This window comes from Pseudonocardia cypriaca (assembly GCF_006717045.1).
In the GTDB taxonomy this organism is placed as follows: Bacteria; Actinomycetota; Actinomycetes; order Mycobacteriales; family Pseudonocardiaceae; genus Pseudonocardia; species Pseudonocardia cypriaca.
Window position 1 is genome coordinate 729,788 of sequence record NZ_VFPH01000002.1, and the last position, 17,836, is coordinate 747,623.

The 17,836-nt window shown below is 70.8% G+C and carries 15 protein-coding genes; 8 read left to right on the top strand and 7 right to left on the bottom strand.

The features are described from left to right. The first annotated feature begins 12 nt into the window (after positions 1-12). Complete coding sequence (locus tag FB388_RS20980; RefSeq protein ID WP_142103941.1) at positions 13-657, top strand: helix-turn-helix domain-containing protein; 645 nt, start codon at positions 13-15, stop codon at positions 655-657. A 260-nt stretch (positions 658-917) separates the two neighbouring features. Here FB388_RS20980 and FB388_RS20985 read toward each other — a convergent pair whose 3' ends face one another. After that, complete coding sequence (locus FB388_RS20985; protein WP_246122243.1) at positions 918-1,397, bottom strand: Lrp/AsnC family transcriptional regulator; 480 nt, start codon at positions 1,395-1,397, stop codon at positions 918-920. 126 nt (positions 1,398-1,523) lie between these two features. On the opposite strand from FB388_RS20985, the gene FB388_RS20990 reads away from it, so the two are divergent. Further along, entirely contained in the window at positions 1,524-3,842 is a 2,319-nt protein-coding gene (locus FB388_RS20990; protein WP_142103943.1) for a transketolase-like TK C-terminal-containing protein, read from the top strand. A gap of 432 nt (positions 3,843-4,274) precedes the next feature. Here the strand turns inward: FB388_RS20990 and FB388_RS20995 are convergent, their stop codons facing one another. From FB388_RS20995 to FB388_RS21005, 3 genes are all read right to left on the bottom strand, one after another. After that, positions 4,275-5,069 carry a transposase family protein gene (locus tag FB388_RS20995; RefSeq protein ID WP_142106161.1) on the bottom strand — a complete coding sequence of 265 codons (795 nt, stop codon included), beginning with the start codon at positions 5,067-5,069 and terminating at the stop codon, positions 4,275-4,277. A gap of 286 nt (positions 5,070-5,355) precedes the next feature. Next, entirely contained in the window at positions 5,356-5,910 is a 555-nt protein-coding gene (locus tag FB388_RS21000; RefSeq protein ID WP_142103944.1) for a hypothetical protein, read from the bottom strand. Positions 5,911-6,700: 790 nt separating this feature from the next. Further along, complete coding sequence (locus FB388_RS21005; protein ID WP_142103945.1) at positions 6,701-7,927, bottom strand: MFS transporter; 1,227 nt, start codon at positions 7,925-7,927, stop codon at positions 6,701-6,703. A 50-nt stretch (positions 7,928-7,977) separates the two neighbouring features. On the opposite strand from FB388_RS21005, the gene FB388_RS21010 reads away from it, so the two are divergent. The 6 genes from FB388_RS21010 to FB388_RS21035 all read left to right on the top strand — a co-directional run bounded on the left by FB388_RS21010 (position 7,978) and on the right by FB388_RS21035 (position 15,690). Next, on the top strand, positions 7,978-8,841 hold the full coding sequence (locus FB388_RS21010; protein WP_170225769.1) for an NAD(P)-dependent oxidoreductase: 864 nt from the start codon (positions 7,978-7,980) through the stop codon (positions 8,839-8,841). A 92-nt stretch (positions 8,842-8,933) separates the two neighbouring features. After that, entirely contained in the window at positions 8,934-10,049 is a 1,116-nt protein-coding gene (locus tag FB388_RS21015) for an ABC transporter substrate-binding protein (RefSeq protein WP_142103947.1), read from the top strand. Further along, the gene (locus FB388_RS21020) at positions 10,049-11,767 is read left to right on the top strand and encodes an ABC transporter permease (protein ID WP_142103948.1); all 1,719 of its coding nucleotides are present in this window, start codon (positions 10,049-10,051) and stop codon (positions 11,765-11,767) included. The genes FB388_RS21015 and FB388_RS21020 overlap by 1 nt, the downstream gene beginning before the upstream one ends. 19 nt (positions 11,768-11,786) lie before the next feature. Then, the gene (locus FB388_RS21025) at positions 11,787-12,905 is read left to right on the top strand and encodes an ABC transporter ATP-binding protein (RefSeq protein ID WP_142103949.1); all 1,119 of its coding nucleotides are present in this window, start codon (positions 11,787-11,789) and stop codon (positions 12,903-12,905) included. Next, positions 12,905-14,140 carry an MFS transporter gene (locus FB388_RS21030; RefSeq protein WP_142103950.1) on the top strand — a complete coding sequence of 412 codons (1,236 nt, stop codon included), beginning with the start codon at positions 12,905-12,907 and terminating at the stop codon, positions 14,138-14,140. The genes FB388_RS21025 and FB388_RS21030 overlap by 1 nt, the downstream gene beginning before the upstream one ends. Beyond that, positions 14,137-15,690 (top strand): FAD-dependent monooxygenase, encoded by a 1,554-nt coding sequence (locus tag FB388_RS21035; protein WP_142103951.1) that lies wholly within the window; start codon positions 14,137-14,139, stop codon positions 15,688-15,690. The genes FB388_RS21030 and FB388_RS21035 overlap by 4 nt, the downstream gene beginning before the upstream one ends. Before the next feature lie 210 nt (positions 15,691-15,900). Here FB388_RS21035 and FB388_RS21045 read toward each other — a convergent pair whose 3' ends face one another. From FB388_RS21045 to FB388_RS21055, 3 genes are all read right to left on the bottom strand, one after another. Next, positions 15,901-16,467 (bottom strand): dihydrofolate reductase family protein, encoded by a 567-nt coding sequence (locus FB388_RS21045; protein ID WP_142103952.1) that lies wholly within the window; start codon positions 16,465-16,467, stop codon positions 15,901-15,903. Positions 16,468-16,648: 181 nt separating this feature from the next. Then, positions 16,649-17,248, bottom strand: coding sequence for a cupin domain-containing protein (locus FB388_RS21050; protein ID WP_142103953.1), 600 nt, complete (start codon positions 17,246-17,248; stop codon positions 16,649-16,651). Further along, positions 17,248-17,829 (bottom strand): cupin domain-containing protein, encoded by a 582-nt coding sequence (locus tag FB388_RS21055; protein WP_142103954.1) that lies wholly within the window; start codon positions 17,827-17,829, stop codon positions 17,248-17,250. The genes FB388_RS21050 and FB388_RS21055 overlap by 1 nt, the downstream gene beginning before the upstream one ends. Positions 17,830-17,836 lie beyond the last annotated feature (7 nt).

Sequence of the window (17,836 nt, forward strand, 5' to 3'; positions counted from 1 at the left end):
GAGGATGTGCAGATGGCCGACACCATCGATCACGGCCCCGCCGCGCGCGAGATCGACCGGCCGGCCGCGCAGGAGGGCCGGCTCGAACGCGCGATCGCCGCGCAGGTGCGGCGGATCCGGCACGCATCGGGGGCGACCCTCGCCGAGCTCGCCGAGCGGACCGGGATCTCGAAGCCGATGCTGTCGAAGATCGAGAATGCGCAGACCTCCTGCAGTCTTACCACGCTCGCCCGGCTCGCCGACGCGCTCGACGTGCCGGTCACCACGCTGTTCCGCGGCGCCGACGCCCCGCGAGAGGCCGTGTTCACCCCCGCGGGGACCGGCGCCCGCATCGTGGCCCGCGGCACCCGTGTCGGCCACGACTACACCCTCCTCGGCGCGCTGCGCGGCCCGCACAAGCGCATGGAAGCCCACCTCGTGACGCTCACCGAGCGCAGCGAGGAGTTCCCGCTCTTCGAGCACCCGGGCACGGAGCTGCTGTACATGCTGGAAGGCGAGATGGTCTACGGGCACGGCGACTCGAGCTACACGATGCGCCCGGGTGACGCCCTGCAGCTCGACGGCGAGGGCACCCACGGCCCCCAGGCGCTGGTGCAACTGCCGATCCGGTTCCTCTCGGTGGTGGCCTACGGCGAGGTGCATGATCAGGTCCCATGAAGGAGGGAAGGTTTTCGCACGCGTGCGGAAACCGCTCGGAAGCGGAAGGCCGCCCAACACGTGCCCCAGAAGGCTTCTACCGACTCCCTGTCGCGCTCCGGGACACCATGGCGAAGTGGGACGCGGTACCGGACTAAAACCCGCAGGAGGTCGTGCCCAACCCCGAGTGCAACAAGCTGCTGGGCGAGCTGCTGACCCTGACGGCGACGGCATCCGGAGGCGCCTCGCGGTGATCGCCGGCCAGGTCGGCCGCCGCCGCGCTACGCGGTCGCGATCCGCTCCAGCAGTGGCGCCACGCGGTGCTCCACGAGCGTGCGCATGACGAGCGAGGTGGTGGTGCGCTCGACGCCCTCGGTGGCGAGCAGCTGTCCGGCGATCCGGTAGAGGTCGTCGGCGTCGCGGGCAGCGACGCGCACCAGCAGGTCGCTGGGCCCGGAGAGCCCGAGCACCTCGAGCACCTCCGGCACCTCGCGCAGCGCGGCGGCGACCTCGGCGAGCAACCTCTGGGTCACCTGGACCATGACGAACGCGCTGAGCGGGCAGCCGAGCGCGGCCGGGTCGATCCGCCGCTCGAACGTCGTGACGACGCCCCGCGCCTCCAGCCCGGCGAGGCGCGCCTGCACGGTGTTGCGGGACAGTCCGGTGCGCTCGGCCAGCGCCAGGACGGTGGCCCGCGGGCTTTCGGCGAGCGCGAGCAGCAGCCGCGCGTCCGTGGCGTCGACGGTCTCCGGAGTGCGCACAATGACTCCCTCCGCTCCGGTCCTCCCACCGAGATTGAGCATAGTGCTCAGGACGACCGGTGAGGGTTGCGCAGACTTCGCACCGATGCTGCCATCGGAGTGCAGAGTGGCACGAGGAGGATCCTGATGACGACGGTCGCACGGCAGCCGGAGGCGGCGGCGCCGCCGGTGGAGGTGCTGCGCCAGGTCGAGCGGCGGGTGCTGTGGCTCGCCACCTCGATCGTGCACCACGCCAACCGGGTGCGGCCGAACCCGAGCGGGCTGAAGGTCGGCGGCCACCAGGCCTCCAGCGCGTCGATGGTCACGATCGCCACGGCCCTGTGGTTCACCCACCTGCGCGCCGAGGACCGGGTCTCGGTCAAACCGCACGCCTCGCCGGTGCTGCACGCCGTCAACTACCTGCTCGGCGAGCTGGACGAGCGCTACCTGCCCACGCTGCGCGCGTTCGGCGGCCTGCAGGCTTACCCGTCCCGCGCCAAGGACCCGGACCCGGTCGACTACTCGACCGGTTCGGTGGGCATCGGGGCAACCGCCCCGATCTGGGGAGGGCTCGCCCGCCGCTACCTCGCCTCCAAGGGCGCCGACGTGGGCAGCGGACGCCAGTACTCCCTGGTCGGCGACGCCGAGCTGGACGAGGGCGCCTGCTGGGAGGCGATCCTCGACCCGATGGTCGCCGAGCTCGGAGAGGTTGTCTGGATCGTCGACGTCAACCGCCAGTCCCTGGACCGGGTCGTGCCGAACATCGGTGTCCCGCGCCTGCAGGGCATGTTCGCCGCGGCGGGCTGGCAGGTGCTCACCGTCAAGTACGGCCGGGTGCTCGACGAGGTGTTCGCCCGGCCCGGGGGCGCCGCGCTGCGCCGCCGCATCGACGAGATGTCCAACCCCGAGTACCAGCGGCTGCTGCGCTGCGACCCGGCGCAGCTGCGGGAGCGGCTGCCCGCGGGCGACCGCGAGCTGGCCGCGCTCGTCGCCGGGCTGGACGACGCGACGCTGCACACCGCCGTGCGCAACCTCGGCGGCCACGACGTCGCCGCCCTCGTCGACGCCCTCGCCGCGATCGACGACACCCGGCCCACCGTGATCTTCGCGTACACCGTGAAGGGCCACGGCCTCCCCACGGAGGGCCACCCCCAGAACCACTCCTCGCTGCTCACCACGCAGCAGATGGCGCACCTCGCCGAGTCGCTCGGCGAGTCGGTCGACCGGCCGTGGTCCCGGTTCCCGGACGGCACGGAGGCCGCCCTGCTCTGCGCCGCCACCGCCGAGCGGCTGCGGCGCCGACCGGCACCGTCCACTCCCCCACCGGCGATCCCCACCGACTTCGGCCGCACCCCCGGCGGCACCGCCACCACCCAGGCCGCGCTCGGCCGGGCGCTGCTCGACCTCACCCGCTCCGCGCCGGACGCGGCCGGGCGGGTCGTGACGCTCTGCCCGGACGTGAGCTCGTCGACCAACCTCGCCGGCTGGGTCAACAAGGTCGGCGTCTGGTCCTCCCGCGAGCGCACCGACTGGTTCGCCGACGACCCCGAGACGATCCTGCACTGGCGGGAACGCCCCACCGGGCAGCACGTCGAGCTCGGCATCGCCGAGACCAATCTCGTGGGGTTGCTCGGCGAGCTCGGCGCCACCTGGAGCCGGTGGGGCGAACCGCTGCTGCCGATCGGGGTGCTCTACGACCCGTTCGTCGAGCGGGCCCTGGAGCCCTGGTCGTTCGGCATCTACGCGGGAGGGCAGTCGATCCTCGTCGGCACCCCTTCGGGGGTGACCCTCGCGTCCGAGGGGGGAGCGCACCAGTCGGTCACCACGCCGTCCGTTGGGCTCGAGCAGCCCGGGTGCACCACCTACGAGCCGGCGTTCGCGGTCGACGTCGAGTGGACGCTCCTCGCGTCCCTGGCCCGGCTCGGCAGGCCCGACGGCGGCTCGGCGTACCTGCGCCTGTCGACCCGGCCCGTCGACCAGACCCTCGCCGCGGTCCCGCCCGACCCGGCGGCCCGCGAGCACCGCCGCCGCCAGGTGGTGGCGGGCGCCTACCTCCTGCGCCGCTCCGCGAGCCCGCCCGCGGTCACCCTGGCCGCGATGGGCGCGGTCGTCCCCGAGGCACTCGCCGCCGCCGAGCGGCTGGACCGCACGGGCGTCCCCGCGGACGTCGTCTGCGTCACCAGTCCCGGCCTGCTCTTCGACGCGCTCCACGCCCGCAGCGGGCGCACCGACGGCCCGACCTGGATCCTCAACGCCGCCTTCCCCGCCCACCGCAGCGCACCGCTGGTCACCGTGCTCGACGGGCACCCCCACACCCTGGCGTTCCTCGCCGGCGTCCACCGCGTCCGGGCCGCGTACCTCGGCGTCACCCGGTTCGGCCAGTCCGGCGACCTCCAGGACGTCCACCGCCACCACGGCCTCGACGCCGACGCCATCGTCGGCGCCGCCCTCGGCCTCACCCCGTGACGTCCAGCGCGGGCCGCGCCGACCGGTCGGATCAGCGCATGTGGGTGTCGAACCACTCCAGCATCCGCCCGGGGTCCGACCTTGCCCAGCTACCGAGGTCAGGTGTGTCCGCGCGGCTCGCGGTGGCAAGATCCAATCGACTTCTGTCGCTGATGGGCTTTTGTTCATTCAGACGCTGTCGCATCATCGGCGCCGACTGGCACTGCAGAACGCAGGGCCAGTGTCAGAAGACAGAGGAGACTGCCGACCTGAAAGTAGCGAATGCCCCGTGCGGTCGACCATGCAGAGCGTCCTTCGAGATCAGGCGAGGTCGTTCCTGCTGCTCAGACCCAGTTCACATGGTCGACGGTGATTGGTGAGGCCATGCACTGATCGGCAGTAACCGTGGGAGCGATCATGCGCCGCACACACTGAGCCTTTTTCAACCTGAGGTCAGCTGGCGAGGATCAGGGTCTGGACGGCCTTGACCAGGATGTTCGCCCGACTGGGGCTCGAGCGGATCTTGCGAAGGATCTTCCAGTTCTTGATCTCGGCGTTGGCCCGCTCACCCGGCCCACGACGGCGGGCGTGGGCCGTGTTGACCTCCTTCTGCGTATGGGAGAGTCGCTGGTAGCGGCCGGTGTCCGGGTCGAGGCGTCGCCGCCGCTGCGGAACCCGGATTGTGGGTCCGCCGCCCTGGTAGGCGGTATCGGCCAGCGTCTGCACTCCGGCCGCGTTCAAGGCGTCGATGATCCCGTGCTCGCGGGCAGCGCCCATGTCGTGCCGTGCGCCGGGCAGCACCGGGGAAATCCAGATGAGCCGCCCGGCCGGGTCGGCGATGACCTGCACGTTCACGCCGTGGCACTTGTGTTTCCCGGAGTAGAACGGACGGTCCCGACCACCGGCCATGCCGACCCGGTCGATGCGCAGCAGCGTCCCGTCCAGGATGACGTGGGCCTTCCCGCGGGCGACCTCGATCGCCTGGTCCAAGGTGGGGGCGAACGCGGCGAGCAGGTCGAGGGCCTCGCACAGGTAGCGGTAGACCGTGGTCGTGCCGATCCCGAACCCGACCGCGAGGTCGGCGTAGGTCTCGTTCTTGCGCACGTGGGCCAGGGTCAGCCGGGCCTGGCCGCCGGCGTCGAGCCTGCGCCATCGGGTGCCGAGTTCGGTGCGACGGTGTCGGATCAGGTCGGAGAGCATGATCAGCGCTCGGGTGGACACCGACATCGCGGACGGGTATGACAGCAACCGAAGCTCCTGGTCTGGACGAGTTGATCTAGTGAATCGCCCGTCTACCAGGAGCTTCACCCATCCGTGGCGCTGACACGCCGAGCCCGTCCAGAGCCCGCCAGCCAGGTTGGAAAAAGCTCACTGGTACCGTGCAGCGCGATGCTTTCGGTCAGCTCGCTGCGGCTTGACCGACCGCGGGGAGCGCGAGGACCGGCTGACACCGACGTGCTCGAAGAGAACCGGCGGCTGGCCAGGGAGATCCCGAGCCCGTGAAGCGCCGGTGCGAGCATCGGAGGCCCGGAGCCTACGTCCCGCTGTCCGGCGGCGCGATCCGCGGCGCCGTCCGCTCGACCCATTGACGTTCCGACGGATTGCGCGCCGACGCCTCCAGCCGCCGGAAGTGGTAAGCACGCTCGCGACCGATCGCGTCCAAGGCCTCCGGGATCGCGTTCCTGTCACGCGACCAGGCCGCAAGCAAGTCCGAGGTCTCCCCCTCTGACGGCAGCGCGGCGATCACGTCGAGGGCCCGTTGCACTCGAACGCGGGCTTCGCTGTCCTTTGGCAGTGCCGCCATAACGGCGAACGCACGCCCATGAGCCGTGAGAATCTGGTGGACGAGCCCCCGCCGAGCGTCCCAGTCCTTCAGGAACTCTTCGTTCAGCTCGAGCCCGTACCCGTTCGCGCTCTGCCCAGCCTCGGCGAGATGCTCGGCGAGGCGATCACAAAGCTCGATACCCGCCTCGGCTGTTTTCTGGCGTGCTCCGACACCCGCCGCGTAAGCGGTACCGGTGCGCTGCACGAGCGCTGCCAAGACGGCAGCGAGGGCAGCGATCGCAGCCACGATCAGAGCGATGTCCACGGCCGCGCACAGTAGCGCGTCGACCATGGCCTCCTGGACCCGGGTTCACGCATGCGGGGAGAAGGGCAAGCCGGGCGACGGGTTGCTCTGCGGGTTCAGGTCAAGGCGCGATCGATACTGCTGGCCTTACAGGCGGCCATCGAAGACGAAAATCGCCCCGACATCCAGCTCCACACCCGGTCCGGAACGACCGGCCGGTAATCGATGGGCTTACTCGACAGCTGCCCGAACCAGCTGGACGGGATGGACGGCGGCCAGGGGTGGCCCACTGCAGCCGGGGTCAGCAGGGCGGCGAGCTCGGCGCGCGCCGGTCACTCGCCACGACTCAGCGGCACCTGCACCCGGACCGACAGCCGGTCACCGAAGCTGCCGCTCTTCTGTCGCTACACCTCCGCGGGTCCCAGATGGGTCCCAACCGGGACTCGGTATAGATCATGGACGAAATCTTGTCCGGGAAAGACAAGGCCCGGTGAGCTGCACTAACACCAACTCACCGGGCCTCGCCCGTGCCGTCGGGACGACAGGATTTGAACCTGCGACCCCTTGACCCCCAGCACGGTGAACGGATCGCGGTGATCTGCGAAAACTGGAAATCGGCCGCTTGACGCGGTGCAGTACGACGCGCCTCAGCGCCCTCCAGACAGGCTTGGCGCGATGCCCTGCTCCACATTCGCTCCACCCCGACCAGTCAATTGGTCGCCGGCACGGAGTTGCTGTGGCTCGTGAACCTACCGATTCCTGATCGCGATGCACGCTGACGACGGTTGAGATCCCGTCACTCCCCGTACCGCTAGGTGAGCAGGCGTCGTGCCACCACGGCCGCCGCGAGCAGCGCCGCCCCGCCGGCCACGACGAAGCCCCATGCGGAGCCGGCCACCGCACAGACCCAGCCCAGCAGCGGACCGCCGAGCGGCGTGGTCCCGAGGTTGAGCAGACCGTGCAGGGCCATCACGCGGCCCTGCATCTCCGGCGCGCTGCGCAGCTGCAGCAGGCTGCGGGCCATCGTGTTGAAGGCGATGTTGGCGACGCCCACCGCGACCAGGCCGGCCAGCGCGAAGGCGAGCTGTCCGGCCAGGGCCATCAGCAGGTTCGTCGCGCCGAGCGCCAGGGTGCACGCGAACAGCCTCCGCCCGGTCACGGTCACGCTCGACGCCGCGCCGACGGCGCCCAGCACGGCCCCGAGGCCGAGCGCGGACGTGAGGTAGCCGTAGGTCGCCGCGTCGCCGCTGAGCACCTCGGCGGCGGTCACCGGGAGGACCACGCGGAAGTTCTGGCTGAACAGGCTCACCACCGCGACCAGCAAGAGGCAGGCACGCAGCTCCCGGTGGCCCCACGCGTAGCGCAGCCCGGCCATCGCCTGTCCCCTGCCCGACCCCGCCTTCACGGTTCGGTGCAGCGCCGACCGGTCGATGCGGGCGAGCCCGACCAGCACGGCGGCGAACGAGATCGCGTTGAGCGCGAACGCTTCGCCCGCACCCGCGGCCGCGATCACCAGGCCGGCAACGGCCGGCCCGACCAGCCGGCCGGTGTTGTGGATCGTGGAGTTCAGGGCCTGCGCATTGACGTAGTCGCCGGGCGGCACCAGGTCGGTGACGAACGTGTGACGGGCCGGGGAGTCCACAACGGTCACCAGTCCGAGGAGCGCCGCCATCACGTAGACAAGGCCGAGCGTCGTGGCGCCGAGCAGAGTGGTGACGGCGAGGACCCCGGCGAGGACGGCACTCGCCGCCTGGGTGGCGACGAGGAGCTTCCAGCGGTCGAGCCGGTCGACGAGCACCCCGCCCCACACGCCGAGGAGAAGCATCGGCAGGAACTGCAGGGCGAGCGCCGTGCCGACGGCGACCGGGTCGCCGGTGAGCTCCAGCACGAGCCAGTCCTGGGCGACCCGCTGCATCCAGGTGCCGACGATGCTCAGCGCGTGCCCGCCGAGGTAGCGGCGATAGTTGGGGTGTCGCAGCGAGCGGACGGTGCGGGCGAGGAGACCGGCCGGCGCTCCCGGTGCTGGAGGCTCGACCATAGGTCTGACACTAGACCATTATGTTCGCCATCCACATCGAGGAGATCGCGATGACACACACCTCCGCCCGCCCACCCGTCCCGCCCGGAGTGGGAGTGATCGGGCTCGGCGCAATGGGCGCCCCGATCGCTCGGCACCTCGCCACCTCCGGAATCCCCACGACCGTCACGGATCTCGACGAGGTCGCGGTCGACGCCGCCACAGCCCACGGGGCGGTCGCAGCCGCCGACCCGGCCGCGGTGGCCGTCGCGGCCGGCGTCGTGATCGTCGTCGTCGCCACGGACACACAGCTGCGCGACGTGCTCACCAGGCCGCGGGGCGTGTTCGCAGGCGCCCGCCCCGGCACGGTCGTCCTGCTGTCCAGCTCCGCCCTGCCGGACACCTGCCGCGAGCTCGCCGCGGCCGCGCCGGAGGGCATCGACGTGCTCGACGCCGCCCTCACCGGTGGGGTCCGCTCCGCAGAGGCGGGCCGGTTGACGTTGCTCGTGGGCGGCGATCCCGGGGCACTGGACGCCGCCCGACCCGCCCTTCGGCCGTGGACGGCCGCGGTGCACCTGCTGGGCGACGTCGGAGCCGGCCAGGTGGGCAAGACCGTCAACAACCTCGTGCACTGGGCCCAGATCTCCGCAGTGGCGCAGGCCCTGGAGCTGGGTAGACGCCTCGGCGGCGACGTGCAGAAGCTGCGGATGGCGATGCAGGACAGCCCCACCGACAGCCGGACGCTGCGCGAGATGGACCAGATGCGCTTCACCTGGTTCGAGAAGGACATCGCGAACGCCGAGAAGATGGCAGCGGGCACCGGCGCCGATCTGTCGATGGCGCGCACGGCTCTCGCCTTCATGCGGACGTTCGACATCGACGCAGCCCTCCGGCTGCTCGCCGGCGAGGACCCGGGGCTTTACAGCGCGCTGTGAGGCGAGCTACCTTCCTGCGCACCAATGGTCAGTCCGTTAGTCCTCTCGGGTTGACCCTCCCGAGCTGCACCGCCGCACCTCCTGGAGACAACATGTCACGACGATCGGCGCTCGCCGGCCTCGGCGCAGCGGGCCTGCTGCTGCTCTCGGGCTGCGGTGGCGCCCCGACGTCCGGCCCTGCACCAGGGGCCGACCAACCCACCGCCGCCGAAGCCGTTTACGCCGAGGTCGGCGCCCTCACAGGAAGCGCGCGCCACGACCGCCTGGTCGAGCTCGCCGCGCAGGAGGGCAACACGCTGTCGGTCTACACCTCGTTGAACGCCGACATCGCCGACATCGTGGTGCCGCAGTTCGAGCAGGCAACGGGCGTCCAAGTGAACCTCTACCGCGCCGACTCGGAGACGGTCCTGCAACGCACCCTCCAGGAGGCGTCGGCGGGCTTCGCGGGGGCCGACGTCGTCGAGACCAACGCCACGCAGATGGCGATCATCGCCGCGCAGGGGCTCACCGGGGACTACGAGGGCGAGCAGCGGAACAAGATCAACGAACAGTTCAGGTACGACGGCTGGACACCCACTCGCTTCAACATCTTCGCGCCCGCGTGGAACACGAACCTCGTGCGCCCGGACCTGGTCCCCCACCGGTGGGAGGACCTCGCCGACCCGAAGTACGACGGCATCCTGTCCCTCGAGGTCAGCGACTACGACTGGTACATGACGCTCTACACCCACTTCCGCCAGCAGGGCATGCCCGACGCCGACATCGACCGGCTGTTCGCCGACATGGTGAAGGGCTCGAAGGTCGCGAAGGGGCACTCCGGCCAGGTCGAGCTGCTCTCGGCGGGCGAGTTCGGCGTGGTTGCGGCCTCGTACACCTACCTGACGGACAAGGCGCGGACGAGCGGTGCGCCGGTCGACGACCAGCCGTTCGTCGAACCCGTCGTGGCGCGCGCCAACGGCGGCGGACTGCTGCGCAGCAGCAAGCACCCGGCAACCGCGATGCTGTTCATGGACTGGATGTTGAAGGACGGGCAGCAGGTCGTCCTCGACAACGGCCTGACCCCCGCCGTGATGCCGGACGGCACCGACCCGCTCGCCGGCCACCAGGTCCTCCCGGTCGACGTGCAGCAGCTCATCAACGAGGGCAACGACTGGTCCGCCCGCTACGACGAGGTCGTCCGCGGCGGCGAGCAGCTCCCGGAGAAGTGATGGCCACGCTCACAACCCGGATGCGGCAGCCGGGAGCCCTCGCGCGATGGCGCGAGGTGATCCTGCGCCCCCGCACCCTCGTCGCGGTCGCGATCACGATCGTGGTCGGCTACCTCGCCCTGATCCCGCTGGTCTACCTGCTGTGGACCACCTTCTCCGACGCCCAGGGCTTCAGCCTGGGCGGCTTCGCGCGCGCCTACGGCGACGCCCGCATCGGGGAGCTGGTCGGCAACTCGCTGTGGTTCGCGGCCGGTGCGGCGCTGCTCTCCCTCGCGGTCGGCACGGCGCTCGCCTACTTCAACGTGCGCACCGACGTACCGTTCAAGGCGCTGTTCTTCGCCGCGTCGATCATCCCGCTGATCATCCCGGGGATCCTGTACACGATCGCCTGGATCTTCCTGGCCAGCCCCACGATCGGCCTGCTCAACAGCCTGCTCGAGCCGGTCTTCGGGCCGGGCACGTTCGACGTCTTCACGGTGTGGGGGATGATCTGGGTCGAGGGGCTGCACCTGTCCCCCATCGCGTTCCTCTTCATGGTGGCCGCGTTCCGCTCGACCGACCCCTCACTCGAGGAGTCGTCGCTGATGAGCGGCGCAACCCGCGTGCAGACCTTCCGGCGGGTGACCCTCCCGCTGGTCCGCCCGGCCCTCCTCTCCGCCGCCCTGATCATGGGAGTGCGCAGTCTGGAGAGCTTCGAGGTGCCGGCGCTGCTCGGCCTGCAGAACGGGATCTACGTCTTCACCAGCCGCATCTACCAGGTGCTGCGCAGCTTCCCGGTCGACTTCGCGGGGGCCGGCGCACTGGCCGTCGGGCTGCTCGCCGTAGCGGCGCTGGGCATCTGGCTCTCGAACGTGCTGAGCCGGGGCCACGCCACCGGCACCATCACCGGTAAGGGCTTCCGCCCGCGCCCGATCGACCTCGGCCGCTGGAAGCCGGTCGTCGGCAGCGGCATCCTGCTCTACTTCTTCGTCACCGTGCTGGCCCCGCTGATGGTGCTGCTCTACACGGCACTCCTGCCCTACTACCGGCCCCCGTCGGCCGAGGCGTTCGCATCGATGAACCTCGACAACTTCGTCGCCGTGTTCAACCTCCCCTCGGTCCCCACGGCGCTGAGGAACTCGCTCCTCCTGGGCGGTGGAGCGGCGACGATCGTGATGGCCCTGATGGCGGTGGCCGCCTGGGTCGTGGTGCGTTCCGGCATCCCGGGTCGCCAGATCCTGGACCACATCGCGTTCTCGCCGCTCGTCATCCCGGGGCTCGTGCTCGGCGTCGGGATCGCGTTCGTCTACCTGCGCAGCCCGCTCCCGATCTACGGCACGCTGGTCATCCTGCTGATCGCGTACTGCACCCGGTACCTGCCCTACGGCATGCGCTACGCGGTGACCGGGATGCAGACGATCTCCGCCGAGCTCGAGGAGTCTGCGCAGGTCAGCGGAGCCGGGTGGTGGGCCACGTTCCGCCGGGTGCTGCTGCCGCTCATCGCGCCGGCGCTGCTCGCCGGCTGGGTCTACATCTTCGTGGTGAGCTTCCGCGAGCTCTCCTCCTCGATCCTGCTCTACACCCCGGGCAACGAGGTGCTGTCCATCTCGATCTGGGAGCTGTACGCGAACGCGCGCTTCGGGGAGCTGTCCGCGCTCGGCGTGATCATGGTGCTCATCCTCGCCGTACTGGTGGCGGTCGCCTACAAGGTCGGCGCGCGCGTCGGCCTCAAGTCCTGAACGGAGGGTGGGCTCACCCATGTTGACGATCAGCAACCTCGTGAAGAGCTTCGCCGGGGAGGCGAGCAAGCGGCGGGCGACGGCGGGACGGGTACTCGCGGTCGACGACGTCAGCCTGGAGGTCGGCGAGGGCGAGATGTTCACGCTGCTCGGCCCGTCCGGCTGCGGCAAGACCACCACGCTGAGGTCGGTGGCCGGGCTGGAGCGCCCCGACTCCGGCCGGATAACCGTCGGCGGCCGCGTCCTCTTCGACGGCGGCCGCCTCAACGTCCCGGCCAACCAGCGTGGCCTCGGCATGGTGTTCCAGTCGTACGCGATCTGGCCGCACATGACCGTGTTCGACAACGTGGCGTTCCCGTTGCAGGTGCGCAAGCGCTCGCTCCGGCCGGGCAAACGGGAGATCCGCGAGCGCGTGGCCAAGGTGCTCGAGACGATGGAGCTCGGTCACCTCGCCGACCGGCAGGCCACCAAGCTCTCCGGCGGTCAGCAGCAGCGCCTGGCGCTGGCCAGGGCGATCATCATCGAGCCACCGCTGATGCTGCTCGATGAGCCGCTGTCCAACCTGGACGCGAAGCTGCGCGAGTCGCTGCGCTACGAGCTCAAGCGCCTCCAGCGCGAGCTGGGCATCACCTCGATCTACGTCACCCACGACCAGATCGAGGCGCTCGCGCTGTCGACGACGATCGCGGTGATGAAGGAGGGCAACGTCCTGCAGACCGGGCGCCCCCGCGAGGTGTACGAGTCCCCCAACTGCAAGTTCGTCGCCGAGTTCATCGGCACGTCCAACTTCCTGCGCGGCAAGGTCGTCGGGCGGGACGGCGACTGCGTCGACGTCGACACCGAGGCCGGGCGCGTGCGGCTCGAGTCGGCGGCCCGGGTCCCGGTCGGCGAGGAGGTTGTCGCCGCGGTCCGCCCGGAGAGCCTCGAGATCAGCACCACCGGCTGGGGCAACCGCGTCAACGAGTGGCCGGGCACGGTGACCAACCGGGCGTTCCTCGGCGATGCGATCGACCACATCGTCCGGGTGGGCCAGGGCAGCCTCCGCGTGCGGGGCAACCCGTCGGTCTCGATCAAGCCGGGTACGGAGATCTTCGTGGCGACGGAGCCGAGCAAGGTCACGCTCGTCCCGGTGGGCTGATGCACTGGGCACGACTGCTGCACAACCGGGACTTCCTGCTCTTCTGGTCCGGTGTCGTCCTCTCGCAGATCGGGACGAGGGCGACGGTGGCCGCGAGCCTGTGGCAGGTCTACGAGCTCACCGGCTCGATCGCCGCCACCGGCCTCGTCGGCGGCGCCCAGGCGGTGGCGCTGGTCGTGCTGAGCCCGCTCGGCGGGGTGCTGGCCGACCGCTGGGACCGCCGCCGCCTGCTGCAGGCGAGCCAGGCCGTCGCCATGGTCGTGGCGCTCGCGATGGCCGCCGTGTCGCTGACCGGTGCCGCGCAGGCCTGGCACGTGGTCGCAGGCGTGCTGGTCACCACGGCAGCGGCGACGTTCGACCAACCGTGCCGGCAGGCGCTGGTGCCGGCCCTCGTCCCCCGGGACGTTCTGCCCGCTGCGATCGCGCTGCTGAACCCCTCCCGCGAGGTCGCCGTGCTCGTCGGGCCCGCGATCGGCGGCCTGCTCATCGCCGTCGACGGCCCGGGACTGGTGTACCTGCTCGACGGGATCTCCTACGCGGCTCTGGTCGCCGTGCTGGCCGCGGTCCGGGTCCCGCCCCTGCACCGCGAGGACGGGCCGCGCTCGATCCGGGCGGACATGGCCGAGGGCATCCGGTACGTGCGGCGGCGGCCGATCATCTGGTCGCTGTGCGGGCTGGACCTGCTGCTGACCGTCTTCGGCGCCTACCGGGTGCTGCTGCCGGCCTTCGCCGACCGCCTCGACATCGGGCCGGCCGGGTACGGGCTGCTGTCCGCGACGCCCTCGCTCGGCGCGCTGCTCGCGACGTACGGGATCGTCCGGCTGGTCTCCCGGTCGCGCAGGCTGGGCCGTGCGCTGCTGGCGGCCACGATCGCCTACGGGGTGGTCGCGATCGCCTTCGCCCAGGTCTCGCTGCTGGCGGCCGTCCTGCTGTTCGCGCTGCTCCTGGGCTCCTTCGACGCCGCGGCGACCACCATCCGGCACGCCGCGGTGCAGCTCGAGACGCCCGACGAGCTGCGAGGCCGGGTGCAGTCGCTCTACCAGATCACGTCCCGGGGCGGGCCTGCGCTCGGCGACGTCGTGATCGGCGTGGCCGCCGGCCTCGCCGGCCCGGTCGCCGCGCTCACGGCGGGCGCGGCGGTGCCGGTGCTGGCCGGGATCGCGCTCCTCCTGCGGCCGAACACCGTGCGCGACTACGCCGGGATCGCTGCCCAACCGAAGGGAACACCCGCATGACCGCCCGCCACCAGGTCGTCGTCGTGGGTGGGGGCCCGGTCGGCGTCGGGCTCGCCCTCGAACTGGGGCTGCGCGGGATCCGGTGCGTCGTCGTCGAGCAGCGCACGGAGCTCTCGATGATCCCCAAGGGGCAGGGCCTGTCCCAGCGCACGATGGAGCACATGTGGCGCTGGGGCGTGGCCGAGCAGATCCGCGCCGCCCGCACGATGCCTCCCGGGTACCCGATCGGCCAGGTCACCGCCTACGAGAACCTCATGGGCGAGTTCTGGGCGGCCCCGCCGGCGCGCGAGCTCGTGCAGCCCTACTACTCCCAGGCGAACGAGCGCCTCCCCCAGTACCGCACGGAAGAGGTGCTGCGCCGCCGGCTCGCCACCCTCCCGCACGTCGACGTCCGACTCGGCCGGCGGGCGATCGCGGTCGAGCAGGACACCGACGGCGTGCGCGTCACGGTCGAAGGGGACGGCGAGCGCGAGCTGCTGACCGGCGACTACGTCGTCGGCTGCGACGGCGGTCGCTCGCTCGTGCGCGAGCAGGCCGACATCCCGCGCAGCGGCACCGACTGGGACGAGCTCGTCGCGCTCGTCGTCTTCCGCTCCCCCGAGCTGCACCGGGCGCTCGCCCGGTTCCCCGACCGCTCCACCTACCGCGTGCTGCACCCGGCCCTGAACGGCTACTGGATGTTCTTCGGGCGCGTCGACGTCGGCGAGAGCTTCTTCTTCCACGCCCCGGTCCCGCGGGACGGCCGGGTCGGCACGTACGACTTGACGTCGCTGCTGCACCGCGCCGCCGGGTTCACGTTCGACTGCGACATCGAGCACGTCGGGTTCTGGGACCTGCGGGTCCAGGTGGCCCACACGTACAGGGCCGACCGCGCCTTCATCGCCGGGGACGCCGCCCACACCCATCCGCCCTACGGCGGGTTCGGCCTCAACAACGGCCTGGAGGACGCGGTCAACCTCGGCTGGAAGCTCGCCGCGGTGCTGCAGGGCTGGGGCGGCGAGGACCTGCTCGACTCCTACACCCTCGAACGGCAGCCGGTCTTCCGCGAGGTCGGGGAGGACATCATCGGCGGCTGGATCCGCGACGACCGCGAGTTCCTGCAGACGTACGACCCGAAGGCCGACCGCGCCGCGTTCGAGCAGCGCTTCGCCGAGGCCGCCGCCGGGTTCGGGAAACGGCTGCGCGACTTCGAACCGCACTACGAGGGTTCCCCCATCGTCTGCGGCCCGCCCGGTGGCACCGTCAGCGCGCACGGCGAGCACACCTTCCGGGCGCGGGCCGGTCACCACCTCCCCCCGCTCCCGCTATCGTCCGGCCGCAAGGCCTTCGAGGCACTCGGCGAGGGCTTCACCCTCCTGGCCCTCGACGCCGACCCCGGCGGATGGGCGGAACTGCCGGTGACGGTCGTCCAGGACACGTACGCGGGTGGTCGGGAGGCCTACGGCGCCCGCCTGATCCTGGTCCGCCCCGACCAATACGTGGCCTGGGCGGGCCACTCGGCACCGGCCGACCCGGAGGCCCTTCTCACGAGAGTCGCCGGTCGCACATGAACGTCGGCGCCTGCAGGTGACTGCTGTGGATGCTGACGGTCAACCGCATGCCTGCCGCCGCGCTGTACCTCCGCTCCCCCGACGACAAGTACCGGCTGTTGAACATCGCGGTCCTGCACATCGTCGCCGGGTCCAGCGCACCCGCCGCCACCGTGAGCACGTCAAGCACGATTTCGACGTGGCCTTACGAGCCGAGCATCTGGCCCGTGCTCATCGCCTCGTCTCGTACCGGTTCAGCACGACGCCACCGGGAAACGTCCGCGTCTCCACCAGGTTCAGATTCACCCAGCTGTCCAGCGCCGTGAAGAACGGCGTGCCGGCACCCACCAGGACCGGGTAGGTGGCCAGGGCGTACTCGTCGATCAGCCCGGCACGCATGGCAGCCCCGGCGAGCGTTGCGCCGCCGATGCCCATCGGGCCGCCGTCCTCGGCCTTGAGCCGGGTGATCTCGGCGACCGCGTCGCCGGTGACCAGGCGGGTGTTCCAGTCGACCTCGTCGATCGTCGAGGAGAACACCACCTTCGGCGTGTCCCGCCAGTTCCGCGCGAACTCGATCTCCGCCGGGGTGGCGTCGGGCTGCTGGTCGCCGGTCGGCCAGTAGGAGCTCATCGTCTCCCACAGCTTGCGCCCGTACAGCGACAGATCGCTCGCCCGCTCCTGGTCGAGCCACCACTGGAACAGCTCGTCGCTCGGCGGCCCGCTCCAACCGATGTCGTCGCCGATCGCGGCGATGTAGCCGTCCAGGGTCACGTTCATGCCGAAGATCAGCTTCCGCATCGTGCCAGCCTCCCGTGAGTCGATCTCACACGTACGGACGGGCGCGACGCGGAAACCTGATCTGTGCGCGATCTGCGGCCCCAGGTAGTCCGCGCGTTCCGGACTCAGCATGCTCAGGCTGACATGCGCCGCCCGCGGTGGGGCTCAGGCGCGCACGGTACTCGCCGTGCCAAGGAAGGACCTACGTCGTGCGCAGGTACTCGCGGATCTTCTCCGCGTCCAGGACGACCGACGGGTCGTACTCGGGCGCGTCCTCGATCTGCTCCAGGTCGTTCAGGCCGCACTGCTTGTAGATCCGGTTGATCGCCGAGATCAGGCGGGCCGGGCGGTGCGGGTCGGCGTTGAAGTGCTGGTGGATCGTGTTCGGGGGCACGTAGATGACGTCGCCCGCCTCCCACTCGAAGCGCTTGACCTCCTCCTGGGGCTTCCAGAAGTAGGTGTCGGTGATCTCGACGTCGCAGTCCTGGTGCAGGTCGTAGCCGCGGCCCTCGAGGACATAGAGACACTCCTCGGCCAGGTGCCGGTGCTTACCGGAGCGGCTCCCGGCCGGGATGATCTGCATGTAGGCGTCGACCGTCTCCATGCGGGTGTTGAGGTCCTCGTTGATCAGGTGCTTGAGCAGCCCCTGCCGGGACATCTCCCACGGCATGTCCGTGGGTTTGAGGATCTTGCGGCGTCCGGCGTTGCGCTGGGGGGCTTCGGTGGCGTCCTGCAGGAGGTTCGCGTAGAGCGGCGCGTTGTCGGTGCCCGCGACCCACGCCGCGGTCTCGGACCAGGCCATCAGTAGCCCTCCCGCGGGTGGTTGAAGTCCTCTTCCTCCTCGCGCACGACGAACCCGACGCCCTCCGGCGTCGGCTCGGTCTGGCGGGGCTCCACCTGCTTCTGGAAGAGCATGTTCATGAACATGTACATCGGCTTGGTCTTGATGACGAGAGCGCGTGCCGGCCGCTCGGGGTCGGCGTTGAAGTGCTGGTGCACGCAGTTGTTGTGCACGATCGCGACGTCGCCCGCCTCCCAGTCGTAGCGCTCGCCGTCGTGGATCTCGTAGCCGCGGCCGTCGAGGATGTAGAACGCGGCCTCGTTGACGTGCCCGTGCTTCTGCGACTTCCCGCCGGGGCCGTACTCCTCCAGGTGGAGGTGGAAGGTCTGGGTGATGCCGTCCTTCGGCTCGACGTAGTGCCGGCTGTACGCCTGCGGCCCGTCGACGAACTTGATCTCGCTGGCCTTCTGGACCCGCGGCATCGATCGCAGCCGCTCGAGCTCGGCGTTCAGCCCGTAGTCGCCCTGGACGGCGCGGACGAACGTGCGGTTCTTGTTGCTGTGGTAGAGCTGCGGGGGCGCGTCGTCGTCGGGCGGCGGCATGCCGGCC

Bases quoted from the DNA above. Each gene is read 5' to 3' on its own strand.
- FB388_RS20980 (WP_142103941.1), top strand. From the start codon at position 13: ATGGCCGACACCATCGATCACGGCCCCGCCGCGCGCGAGATCGACCGG.
- FB388_RS20990 (WP_142103943.1), top strand. From the start codon at position 1,524: ATGACGACGGTCGCACGGCAGCCGGAGGCGGCGGCGCCGCCGGTGGAG.
- FB388_RS21005 (WP_142103945.1), bottom strand. From the start codon at position 7,927: ATGGTCGAGCCTCCAGCACCGGGAGCGCCGGCCGGTCTCCTCGCCCGC.
- FB388_RS21010 (WP_170225769.1), top strand. From the start codon at position 7,978: ATGACACACACCTCCGCCCGCCCACCCGTCCCGCCCGGAGTGGGAGTG.
- FB388_RS21015 (WP_142103947.1), top strand. From the start codon at position 8,934: ATGTCACGACGATCGGCGCTCGCCGGCCTCGGCGCAGCGGGCCTGCTG.
- FB388_RS21020 (WP_142103948.1), top strand. From the start codon at position 10,049: ATGGCCACGCTCACAACCCGGATGCGGCAGCCGGGAGCCCTCGCGCGA.
- FB388_RS21025 (WP_142103949.1), top strand. From the start codon at position 11,787: ATGTTGACGATCAGCAACCTCGTGAAGAGCTTCGCCGGGGAGGCGAGC.
- FB388_RS21030 (WP_142103950.1), top strand. From the start codon at position 12,905: ATGCACTGGGCACGACTGCTGCACAACCGGGACTTCCTGCTCTTCTGG.
- FB388_RS21035 (WP_142103951.1), top strand. From the start codon at position 14,137: ATGACCGCCCGCCACCAGGTCGTCGTCGTGGGTGGGGGCCCGGTCGGC.
- FB388_RS21045 (WP_142103952.1), bottom strand. From the start codon at position 16,467: ATGCGGAAGCTGATCTTCGGCATGAACGTGACCCTGGACGGCTACATC.
- FB388_RS21050 (WP_142103953.1), bottom strand. From the start codon at position 17,248: ATGGCCTGGTCCGAGACCGCGGCGTGGGTCGCGGGCACCGACAACGCG.
- FB388_RS21055 (WP_142103954.1), bottom strand. From the start codon at position 17,829: ATGCCGCCGCCCGACGACGACGCGCCCCCGCAGCTCTACCACAGCAAC.